The organism is Alcaligenes sp. GW821-FHT11D07 (genome assembly GCF_058808495.1).
In genome coordinates this window covers 30,023-41,715 of the sequence record NZ_JBXART010000005.1, presented here as the reverse complement: position 1 = coordinate 41,715, position 11,693 = coordinate 30,023, and the positions used below count along the sequence as shown (strand labels likewise).

The following is an 11,693-nucleotide window of genomic DNA, read 5'->3' as shown; positions in this document are numbered from 1 at the left end:
TCGGTGTCAACACCGTAGCCACGATCAGCTTCAGCCGAAGCAGGGTTACCAGCAGCATCTTCGGTCTCGACCTTGGCGTGAACATTGCTGTCCTTGGCCAGTTCGGCGCCTGGAACATCTACGTTCCAGGTCTTGCCATCGGCGTTAACCGTGGTCGTGTAGTCCTTACCGTTGACCGTCACGGTCACGGTATCGCCGGCCTTCACATCTTCGCCAACCGTACCGGTAATGGTCACGTCGGACTCAGATTCAGCCTTGTTGATGACGTCATCACCAGCAATGGTGTCGATGGTGATCGCTGCTTCGGGCAGATCGGTGTCAACACCGTAGCCACGATCAGCTTCAGCCGAAGCAGGGTTACCTGCGGCGTCTTCGGTCTCAACCTTGGCGTGTACGTTCGAATCAGCAGCCAGCTCAGCACCAGGAACGTCCACGTTCCAGGTCTTGCCATCGACGTTGACGGTGGTCGTGTAGTCTTTACCATTGACCGTTACGGTCACGGTATCGCCGGCCTTCACATCCTTGCCCACAGTACCGGTGATGGTCACGTCGGACTCAGACTCAGCCTTGTTGATCACATCATCGCCAGCAATGGTGTCGATGGTAATCGCTGCCTCTGGGGCGTCGGTATCGACGTCGTAAGGCTTCTCGTCCGTAGCAGTGGTGCTGTTACCAGCCTCATCAGTGGTCGTGACCTTGGCTTCAACTTTCTCGTTGTTGACCAGTTCGGAACCAGGAACGTCCACGCTCCAGGTCTTGCCGTCTGGGTTAACAGTGGTTTCGTATTCTTTGTCGCCAACCGTCACGGTGACCTTGTCACCTGGTTTGACATCTTTACCAACCGTACCGGTGATCGTAACGTCGCCGCCCGATTCTTCCTTGTTGATGATGTCGTCACCCGTGATCGGATCAATCTTGATCTCGGCTTCAGGAGGCGTTACGTCAACGTCGTAAGGCTTCTCGTCCGTAGCAGTGGTGCTGTTACCAGCCTCATCAGTGGTCGTGACCTTGGCTTCAACTTTTTCGTTGTTGACCAGTTCGGAACCAGGAACGTCCACGCTCCAGGTCTTGCCGTCTGGGTTAACTGTGGTTTCGTATTCTTTGTCGCCAACCGTCACAGTGACCTTGTCACCTGGTTTGACATCTTTACCAACCGTACCGGTGATCGTGACGTCGCCGCCCGACTCTTCCTTGTTGATAACGTCGTCGCCCGTGATCGGATCAATCTTGATCTCGGCTTCAGGAGGCGTTACGTCGACGTCGTAAGGTTCCTCGTCCGTAGCAGTGGTGCTGTTGCCAGCCTCATCAGTGGTCGTGACCTTGGCTTCAACTTTTTCGTTGTTGACCAGCTCGGAACCAGGAACGTCCACGCTCCAGGTCTTACCGTCTGGATTAACAGTGGTTTCGTATTCTTTGTCGCCAACCGTCACGGTGACCTTGTCACCTGGTTTGACATCTTTGCCAACCGTACCAGTGATGGTGACGTCGCCTTCGGACTCGTCTTTATTGATGACGCCGTCTTCAGTAATAGGGTCGATAGTGATTTCAGCTTCTGGAGGCAAAGTGTCGACCGTGGTCGTGTCTTCACCGCCATTACCTGGGGTGCCAACTTCGTTGGTGTAGCTGCCGTCCGGTACGGTGACAGTGATGTCGCCTTCGTAGTTCGGTGGGGGAACCAGCGTACCCGTCCAGGTCTTGGGATCTTTATTGTCAGGTGTCAGACCTTCGATACGGCCACCGCCGCTGACCACGATATCTTCGATATCAAAGCCAAAAGGCACTTCGGTGAAGGTGAAGGTAACCGTGCCGTCGTCATTGATTTTGACGGTAACGGAGGGAGGGACCAAAGGACCGGCGTCTTCATCGCCTGTGCCGCTATAGCCACCCAAACGCACGTTCTCGACGTTAGGCACGCCAGGACGTGGGTATTCCAGAGCCAATGGGCGTGTGGTTTCCACAATGCTGACCAGGCGGGTGAAGCTGCTGCCACCGCCTTCGCCACCACCGGTCAAGACGGCAGCGGTTGGATCAAGCTGGGAGAACGGGTCATCGCCGGCTTCCAAAGCAGCCAAAACAGCCGTGATGGCTGGATCGTCTGGGTTGGCCAGTGCAGCGGCCACAGCGTCCACATCAGTTTCCGCGATATCGCCGCTAACCAGGAATTCCCGGTTATCGGAAATCGTCATGGGCGGGCTGCCTGGAATCTCCAGTTCGACGCTGGCGCCAGTCTCGGTAATGATTTCGGCGTTAACGGGGACGCGCATCCCTTCTTTGACAGCTACTTTGGAGCCATCGCTGGTACGAACCCATGCCGTACCTTCAACTCGTGTCACTAAAACAGTATCCAGTGCCATGCCTGTCTGATTCCTAAAAAAAGACCGCCGCCACGCAGCAGCCTGAAATTGACTTTCTTTGATCAGAGAATAGCGATTTGACCCGCTACTCGATATTGGCGTCGCCGCCAGTTCGCTGTTTTATTTATTGTTATTGACTTAACTTAACAATGCGAACGAGACGGCGAGCAATGCCTTACGCTATGCCGTGTACTTTTAGCGCCAACATCAAACGATCTGTTACATCCAGCTTCTCAAAAACCGCCTGAAGATGGGCGCGAACCGTTCTTTCAGTGATTCCCAAGTCGTTGGCAATCAGCTGATTGGAGTGGCCTAGCGAGGCGCGTTGCGCGACCTCGACTTCACGGCTGGTCAATGTGCGTTCCCATCCAGCTTTGGGTTCCAGCCGACGAGTGACATCGCTGAGCAAACGGCTCAGCAAGGACTCCCCAACCCAGATTTGACCGCTGGCCACATGATCCAAAACCTGCACCAGCAGGGCTGAGGAACTGTAGGCGTGAACGTAACCACGGGCTCCCAAAGCCAGGACCGCCTGACCTTCGGTATCCAATGGGCGTGGGCTGGCAATGATGACCTTCATGCCTTGTACTGCCTGGCTCCACTGAGGGTGGTTCCACAAAGCCAAAGCACTATCAATGACCACCAGGTCACGTTGCTGTTGTTTCCAACGCAATAAATCGTCCATGCCCTGCCCTCTGGCAGGCAGCCAGGTCACGGAATCCAAATGGCGCCAATGCTGCCACAACGCCTCATCGGCCGTCAGAAATAAAACCGAATTTACTTGTCGCATACCGCTTTTCCCTTACTGGTAACACGAGCTATAAGCCATCAGCTCTTGGGCTGACTCGGGTGTTACACCTCTATCGTCAGCGCTACTCCCCCGTACGGACCAATCTGTTTTAACGCTCCGTAAAGGCGTTGGACCTGGCCCTGAGAATAGGTTTAAGTAAGTACTGCATCACCGTTCGCTTCCCTGTCAGGATGTGAACTTCGGCCACCATGCCAGGCAGAATCGGACGCTTGTCGTCACCGACATACACCGTATCAGTACGTACTTTCGCTATATAGAATGAATTGCCTTTTTCATCGGTAATGGTGTCCGCACTGGTTTGCTCCAGCACGCCGGGCAAGCCGCCATAGACAGCGAAGTCATAGGCGGTGAACTTGACCTCGGCCGCCTGGCCGGAATGCAGAAAACCAATATCGCGTGGATTGATGCGCACCTCTAACAACAAGGTGTCATCAGTGGGCACAATTTCCAAAATATCCTTGCCCGGTTGCAGTACACCGCCCACGGTGTTGGCAGCCAGGGTTTTGATCGTGCCGCGCACCGGCGAGCGCACTTCAGCCAGACGCACACGGTCAGCCAAGGCACGCTGACCTTGTTCCAGAGAAGCCAATTTGGCTCGTGTTTCGGACAATTCTGTGCGAGCTTGGTTGCGGAAGATAATTTCCACTTCGCCAATACGGTTCTGAGCTTCCTGAATGGAGGCCTGAATACGGCTGATCTGCGCCGAGGCGGCTTTTTGCTCACCACAGTAACGAGCCACATCACGTTGCAAGCGCAGCAAATCCACTTCAGACACTGCCCCGCTCTTGAGCAAAGGACGGGTCATTTGCAGTTCTTGCGAGGTCAAGCCGCAGCTGGATGCCGCCTGATCACGATTAGCCTGAGTTTCACGCAGCTCTTGCTGGCGCTGGTTCAACTGTTCCTGAGCCACCGAGATATTGGAGCGCAACTCTTCAGTACGGGCTTGCCAAACACGACGTTCCATTTCTGCCAGGTCGGGGGCCTTTTCCAACACTTCAGCCGGCATGTCGAAAGGCTGGCCCGCTGCAATCGCTTCGAGTCGTGCTGCCTTGGCTTTCAAGGACAAGGACTCCGCTTCGTTTTCCCCCAGGGAAGACGAAGCCCGTGTGGGATCAATGCGCAACAGCACTTCACCCACTTCTACGGATTGTCCAGGACGCACCAGGATTTCCTCGACTACACCACCGTCCAGACTCTGCACGATTTGCACTTGCCGGGAGGGAACCACTTTCCCTTCGCCACGCACAACTTCATCAATTCTGGCCAGACTGGCCCAAATGATCAGCACGCTAATGGCCAACAAGGTCAGCCAGATCAGCAGCGTGGAGCCTCTTAAGTCCTGGTAACGGGCCGTCCAGGAGGCATTTTTGATCATGTTGCTGCCCGGTGGCGGCGAACTCGTATCTTGCAGTTGAGCACGCAACCAATTAGTCAGGTTTTTGATCTTCATGCTGCACTCCGGGCTTTACCAATCTGCCCACTGCGCAAGGCGGCAATAACCTGGTCTTTAGGACCATCTGCCACAATCCGCCCCATATCCATCACGATCAAGCGATCCACCAGATCCAGCAAAGCGGTACGGTGAGTCACCAGCACCACTGTCTTGCCCTCGCACTCTTTTTGCAGACTGCGACGCAATGCGGATTCACTCTGGTTATCCATATTGCTGCTGGGTTCATCCAACAACAGGATAGAAGGACTGCCAATCAAAGCACGCGCCACTGCAATCGCTTGTCGTTGACCGCCCGACAAGGATTCACCACGCTCGCCAATCATCATGTCGTACCCATCCGGGTGGCGACGCGCGAAATCATCTACACCAGCCTGGCGAGCAGCCGCCAGCATCTGATCATCGGTAGCGTAAGGCGTACCCATGATCAGATTGTGTTTCAGGGTGCCGTAAAACAGGGTCGGATCCTGCGAGACATAGCCCATGGAACGACGTACGTCTGCTGGGTCAATCTGCTGGTTATCAATGCCATCAAGCACGACCGTGCCACCTGTTGGTTTGTACAGCCCCAGGATCAACTTGGACAGCGTAGTTTTACCGGACCCGATGCGGCCGATAATGCCAATCTTTTCTCCAGCCTTCAAAGAAAAACTGACCTTGTCGAGCACGTTCTGAGTCGTTTCAGGATAGGCAAAACTAACGTTACGGAACTCAATCGAACCTTCCAGATAAGGACGAGGCACGAAGTGCCGCTCTTCCGGATGCTCGACTGGCATCTTCATATACATGTCCACCGAACCTAGCGATGTACGTGCATTTTGATATTGCATCATCAGGCCAGCTACCTGCCCCAAAGGAGCCAGACAGCGACCAGCAATCATGGAGGACGCAATAATGCCCCCCATGGACAATTTAGTTTCCTGAACCAGATACACCCCGATGATAACCACGGAGATAGTGACCATCTGCTGCAGCATTTGCACCGTATTGACGGTCAGCGTAGAGGTCATCTTGATTCGGGCACCCTGGCGAGCCAGGTACTCGGTGGATTGTTCCCAATCACGCTGAGCATTGCTTTGCGCATTCAGGACTTTCAGCGTTTCCAGCCCAGCCAACGACTCCACCAGACCGGCATTGCGTTGGGCAGCTGCCTGAAAAGTCTGCTTGGTCAGGCGTTCCATACGGGCTTGAGCAAACCAGGAAACGGCCAAAATAATCACAATGGCCACTAGGGGTGGAATCAGCATCCATGGCGAGATCCATGCCAAGACGGCCAAGAACAACAGCACGAAAGGCAAGTCCACCAAGGTGGTCAAACTGGCCGAGGCAATAAAGTCGCGCACGGACTCGAACGAGCGTAGGTTGGCAGCAAATGAGCCAACCGATGGCGGCCGGTTCTCCATGCGCAAGTCCAGCACACGCTCCATGATCTTGGCTGAAAGCTGGATATCCACCCGCTTGCTGGCGGCATCGACCACATAGGCCCGCACACTGCTCAGGATCATGTTCATGACCAACACCAGCCCAATCCCGATCGAAAGCACCCAGAGGGTTTCAATGGCTTTGTTGGGCACAACGCGGTCATACACGTTCATGGTGTAGAGCGGAATTGCCAACGCAAACAGGTTGATCAGCAAGGCCGCGCCGATCGCGTCGCGATACAAGCGCCAGTTCTGCACAACGGCAGACCAGAACCAATGCTTGCCCTTGAGCGGAGCGACGCCGTCTTTGGCACGCGCCTCCACTCGAAAATCTGGTTGCACAACAGCCAGCAAGCCTGAGTACTGCGCTTGCAGATCGTCCAGGCTGATTTCACTGGGGCTACCACTTTCCGGAAAATGAACACGTGCTTGCTGGTCTTCCAAACCCAACAAAACACATGCCCGGTTATTGTTCAGCAACAAAATAACCGGGAACAGATTGCTATCAAGTTCGGTAAAGGAGCGACGCCAGATTCGTGACGTGCAGTGACCCCGTGCAGCAGCCCGGCTCAGCAAAGCGGGCGTCAAGCGCCCCCTCTGCAGGGGCAAACCTGCAGACAAATGCTGAGGCGTGCAGGGATTACCGTGGATACGGGTAATCTCTGCCAGACAGGTCAGGAGTGGGTCATCATGTGTCAGATGAGGCGGGACGTTATAGGTCTCGCTTGCGGGTGTCGTGCTGTCAGATGAGTGGTTCATCGTCATTAATCAAATCCAGCGAATCTCGCAGGCGCTGGCGAGTCAGCTTACGCTCATTCAATTTGGCCAAAGCCTGCGGAGGCAGATCAGTCATCCGAAGTACACCGTTTGCAACCAGTGCATCGATCAAATCCTCCAGCACACGGATAAAACCTGCATCCGAGACCGAAAGCTCTTGTTTGTAATCGTCTTCGTTCTGACTCATGTCTGCCTCCCTTCACAATCAAAAACGCCAAGAAGCAGTTACTTAGAGTCCAGCTGCTTTCTCACGCAGGACAGGCGGGGCCATGTCATCGCGGTAGTCCACAGAGACTGGAGTCAAGTTACTGGTATCAGGAATTGGCGCCATGCATGCCTGGAATGCCTCTTCGGGGAAATCCAGCTTGGTAGCTTCTTCAGGTTGCTCCGAGTAAGGCTGGGACAGGCCAACCGCCGACACCAGACGATGCGACAGGGTCAACCAGCGGTATTCGGCTTGTTGCAGATCGTACGTAGCGTTAGCCAGAGCACGACGGGCATCAAACAGTTCGTTTTCGGTATCCAGCAAGTCCAGCAAGGAGCGCTGACCGATCTGGAACTGCTGCATATAAGCAACGCGGACCTTGGACGTAGCCAATTCGTGCTGTTTCAGGAATGGCAACTGAGCACGCAAGCGCTCGATATTGTTCCAAGCTACAGCCAGATCCTGCTGTACGTTGCGGCAGGTGTAATCGCGAACATCACGAGCAGCGTATTGCTGAGCGGTAGTCTGACGAATACGAGCTGCATCAGCACCGCCGCGGAACAAGTTGTACGACAGCATCAACTGTACGTTGCTGCTTTGCGAATCACGGTAGGCGGAGCCTGGAGGATCGCTTTTGTCTTTACCCGTAGCAGCGCGCAATTCCAAGGTAGGCGACATGCGGCCTTGGGCCACGTGTTTGCCCGACTCGGCAGCTTGGTACAAAGCTTGCTTGGACAAGATCATGGGGCTGGTGCGCAAGGACGGCAGAAAATCGCTGGTCTTGGCAGGGATGGATTCGCTCAGGCTAGGGGCGACTTGCATCACTTCAGGAGCAGCCACACCCACGATACGACGGTAGCGTTGCAGCACGTCGTTCAGATTGCCGGCCTCAGTCATCATGTTGCTTTGAGCCAAGGACTGACGACCATACGCCTGTTCCAGGTCAACACCACGGCCTACGCCCGATGCGGAACGTTCCTGAATCTGGCTCAGGATGTTCATGTGCATGCCGTAGTTTTCACGTGCCAGTTTTTCCATTTCGCGGTAGCGCAGCACATCAATGTGGGCGTTAGCCGCTTCCAGCGCCAAGGAATCCACCGAGGCCAGCAGCTCGTAATAAACGGCCAGTTTTTCGTAACCCAGCTGACGCACTTGGTTGATTGAGGAGAAACCATCAAAAATCAACTGGCGCAGTTGCAGGCTGTAGCCGTTGCGCGACCAGTTAGTGGACGGAGCACCCGAGGTGCTGCCACGCCATTCTTTACCAACCCAACCTTGGGCGTTGACTTCCGGCATCAGGGCGCCACGGCTAACATTCTGGCCTTCAAGCGCAGACTGGAAATCCTGAAAGCGTGCACCAAGTTCAGGGTTGGACATGATTGCCCGCTCGATACTGTCTTTGAAGCTCAAGCTGTTTTCTTGTGCAAGCACAGGTTGCGCCAGCAACAGTGCTGTCAACAGCGAACTTACCGTTAGAATTTTCTTACCACGCACGTCGGCCTCCGTAAGATCCTGTACTGCGTTCTCAACAGACGTAAGCACGCCATCATCGCAACGCATTGCCGGATCAAATTTAAGTACAAAAATGAAAGAAGAGTGGGTTCGGTGTGCCGCTTACACAAAGCGAAAAAACCACCACCCGAGGGCCCAACACCTAGGTATTGCACATAGGCTTTACATCTAAGGCTGGCAAACCCATCGCCAGCCGCAGCAGTGTGTTCATAATGGACCGGGGCAAGACAAGGCGGAGCTACAGGCTTCTGGCCTGTATTCTTGGAGCATAACCTTGTGTCTAATTGTGACCTTTTTCGTGGTCTAGAGCGAAACTCTTCACGTGGATCACGGGACAAATTGTATCTTAGATTACAAGGGGCTTCGTCGATGACAATGTTAAAAATGATAAATAGCCTGTGACAAAAACAGCAACAAAGCCATGAAATTAAACGATTCTCAGTAGTTAGGCCCTTAATGACGAACTGTGGCGTCGTGTCCCATTCTTAGATTCGTTGGTAATAATCTACAAAAAAGTTTCACCTTAATAAGCATTTAGGTTACATCAAGCTAAATCTCAGTTCTCATCTACAGATAAAAAAATTTTCTTTGTCGTAAACACAACAATTATTCTCATCGAGAATGGGGCACTTGTAACGATTTCTTATTAATCAGGGATATTGCTTTTCACCTTTCCTTGAAACTTTTGAAAAAATATATGAAATCAAAAACTTATAACAATATGGTGAATCACAGCCTCTCTTAACAGCCGCTTGTTGCTTCTCTGAACAATCCGTTGCCTGAAAATTGCCCACCTGCGCTTGTCCCGTTGCTACCCGCCCGATACCATCAAGACAGTACCTATTTAGCAACACAGACAACTTGGAGGCCGCACATGTATCAACACTTGGCCCTGTATATCAATGGTCAATTCCTGGACGGACAAGGTCGTCAAACCCAGGCCGTTATCAACCCAGCCAATGGCAGCACGCTGGGCCAACTGCCTCTGGCATCCCAAGCGGATCTGGATGCGGCTCTGAATGCAGCTCAAGCCGCGTTCAAAAGCTGGCGTCATAGCTCGCCCATGGACCGCAGCGCGATCTTGCGCAAAGTGGCGGAACTGTCCCGCGAGCGCGCCCAGGAAATCGGCCGCAATCTGACGCTGGACCAAGGTAAGCCGCTAGCCGAGGCGGTGGGTGAAATTGAGTCCTGCGCCGACCATGCTGACTGGCACGCGGAAGAGTGCCGCCGAATTTACGGCCGCGTCATCCCCGCCCGCAACCCAAAAGTGCAGCAATTGGTTTTGCGCGAGCCCATTGGGGTCTGCGCCGCCTTTACGCCGTGGAATTTCCCCTATAACCAGGCCATCCGCAAAATTTGTGCGGCAATTGGGGCGGGTTGCACGATTATTCTGAAAGGCCCCGAGGACTCGCCCAGTGCAGTCATGGCGATTGCTCAGGCGTTCCATGACGCAGGCCTGCCACCCGGCGTACTGAATATTGTCTGGGGTGTGCCTCAAGAGGTGTCCGACTACCTGATCCGCTCCCCTATCGTGCGCAAGGTTTCGTTTACCGGTTCGGTGCCCGTAGGCAAACAACTGGCCGCGCTGGCCGGTGCTCACATGAAGCGCATCACCATGGAATTGGGTGGTCACTCACCGGTTTTGGTGCTACCCGATGCCGATGTGGCACGTGCAGCTCGTCAACTAGCTCGCTTCAAGATTCGCAACGCTGGGCAAGTTTGCATTTCGCCCACGCGCTTTTATATCCACGACGATATCTACACCGCCTTTGTGGATCGCTTCACCGAAGAACTGGCGAATGTGAAAGTGGGCGATGGTCTGGACCCGGATACCCAAATGGGCCCCTTGGCTCACGAGCGCCGCATTCCCATGATGCAAAAGTTTGTAGATAACGCCCGCTCGCTGGGCGGCAAAGTCTTGCTTGGCGGCGAACAGATCAAGCGCGATGGTTTCTTTTTCTCGCCCACGGTACTGACGGATTTGCCTGATGACGCTTTGGTCATGACGGAAGAGCCTTTTGGCCCTATCGCCCCTCTGACGCGTTACTCCAATCTGGACGATGCCATCGCCCGGGCCAATAGTCTGCCTTTTGGTTTGTCGGCCTATGCCTTCACGCAATCTTTGCAAGATGCGCATCGCTTGGGCACGGAATTGGAGTCCGGCATGGTCAACATCAACCACTTTGGCAGCTCCCTGCCCGAGACCCCATTTGGTGGAGTCAAAGACAGCGGCATTGGCAGTGAAGGAGGCGCTGAAACCTTTGACGGATACTTAGTCACCAAATTTGTGACCCAGATCTAAGACTGGCTCCTGGCCCCGTTTTGCGGGGCTAGGGTGAACCCCTACTGTACTAACTACACATTCCCGTTACATTATTCAAACGCTCGTTTGAAATTAGGAAGTAACGGTGAAACGCTCTGATCGGACACAGTCCGCCATTCTCGATGCAGCCGAACATTTGTTCGCGCTGTATGGTCATGAAAATACCTCCATGCGCCAAATTACGGCGCAGGCCAAGGTAAACCTATCTGCTGTCAATTATCACTTTGGCAGTAAAGACGGACTGACACAGGCCGTGTTCCAGCGTCGCCTCAATAGCATCAATCAAGAGCGCTTGGAAAAGCTGGCCCTGTATCGTCAGCAGGCCGGTGACGGTGCCTTAAAAGCATCCCAGGTTGTGGACGCGTTTTTTGGGCCACTGATCCGTCTGGCTGGCACAGGTAACGGCGCCCCCCGCTCCTTTATTCCATTGCCTGGTCAAGACCGACCGGCACCGCAGGACTTCATCCAATCCATCTGTTGGGATGAACAAGTCGCTATCTTCTTGCCTTTCAAGCAGGCGTTACACGAGGCCCTGCCCACCGTGCCCGAAGAGGAAATCATTTGGCGATTCCACTTCATGTTGGGCGCTACCTCTTACGCATTGATGGGCACCCAATCGCTACGCAGGGCCTTGCAGTTACCCCTGAGCGACAGCCCCGAAAGTGAACAGCAACTGCAGCACCGTTTGATGAGTTTTCTGCTGGGTGGATTACGAGCCCCTTTACCAGCCAATCTCTAAGCTGAGCGGTCCGCCCGATTTTTTGTACCGCCGGGCCGCCCCAAGGTAAAAAGCGCCCCCTCTTGGGGGCAGCAAGCCAAGGGCGCAGCGTGGGGGCATCT

Annotated in this window: 8 protein-coding genes; 2 read left to right on the top strand and 6 right to left on the bottom strand. The window is 54.2% G+C overall.

Translation table 11 applies throughout. The annotated features are described in order from the left end of the window. The 6 genes from AC1RSM_RS18505 to AC1RSM_RS18480 all read right to left on the bottom strand — a co-directional run. Positions 1 to 2,354: retention module-containing protein (locus tag AC1RSM_RS18505; RefSeq protein WP_492934042.1), on the bottom strand; the 2,354-nt coding region annotated here is incomplete at its 3' end. A 175-nt stretch (positions 2,355 to 2,529) separates the two neighbouring features. Next, a complete protein-coding gene (locus AC1RSM_RS18500; protein ID WP_042489187.1) occupies positions 2,530 to 3,144 on the bottom strand; it encodes a response regulator transcription factor in 615 nt (204 codons plus the stop codon). Positions 3,145 to 3,253: 109 nt separating this feature from the next. Next, entirely contained in the window at positions 3,254 to 4,540 is a 1,287-nt protein-coding gene (locus tag AC1RSM_RS18495) for an HlyD family type I secretion periplasmic adaptor subunit (RefSeq protein WP_492934044.1), read from the bottom strand. A 71-nt stretch (positions 4,541 to 4,611) separates the two neighbouring features. Further along, a complete protein-coding gene (locus AC1RSM_RS18490) occupies positions 4,612 to 6,801 on the bottom strand; it encodes a type I secretion system permease/ATPase (RefSeq protein WP_492934041.1) in 2,190 nt (729 codons plus the stop codon). Continuing rightward, positions 6,779 to 7,000, bottom strand: a complete 222-nt coding sequence (locus tag AC1RSM_RS18485) for a hypothetical protein (protein WP_492934040.1) — start codon at positions 6,998 to 7,000, stop codon at positions 6,779 to 6,781. The genes AC1RSM_RS18490 and AC1RSM_RS18485 overlap by 23 nt, the downstream gene beginning before the upstream one ends. Positions 7,001 to 7,042: 42 nt before the next feature. After that, positions 7,043 to 8,512: a TolC family outer membrane protein gene (locus AC1RSM_RS18480; protein WP_492934039.1), complete on the bottom strand. Its 1,470-nt coding sequence runs from the start codon at positions 8,510 to 8,512 to the stop codon at positions 7,043 to 7,045. 892 nt (positions 8,513 to 9,404) lie between these two features. Here AC1RSM_RS18480 and AC1RSM_RS18475 point away from each other — a divergent pair. Together AC1RSM_RS18475 and AC1RSM_RS18470 are read left to right on the top strand one after the other, a co-directional pair. Next, positions 9,405 to 10,832: an NAD-dependent succinate-semialdehyde dehydrogenase gene (locus AC1RSM_RS18475; protein WP_492934038.1), complete on the top strand. Its 1,428-nt coding sequence runs from the start codon at positions 9,405 to 9,407 to the stop codon at positions 10,830 to 10,832. A gap of 106 nt (positions 10,833 to 10,938) precedes the next feature. Beyond that, positions 10,939 to 11,592: a TetR/AcrR family transcriptional regulator gene (locus AC1RSM_RS18470; protein WP_492934037.1), complete on the top strand. Its 654-nt coding sequence runs from the start codon at positions 10,939 to 10,941 to the stop codon at positions 11,590 to 11,592. The last annotated feature ends 101 nt before the right edge of the window (positions 11,593 to 11,693 follow it).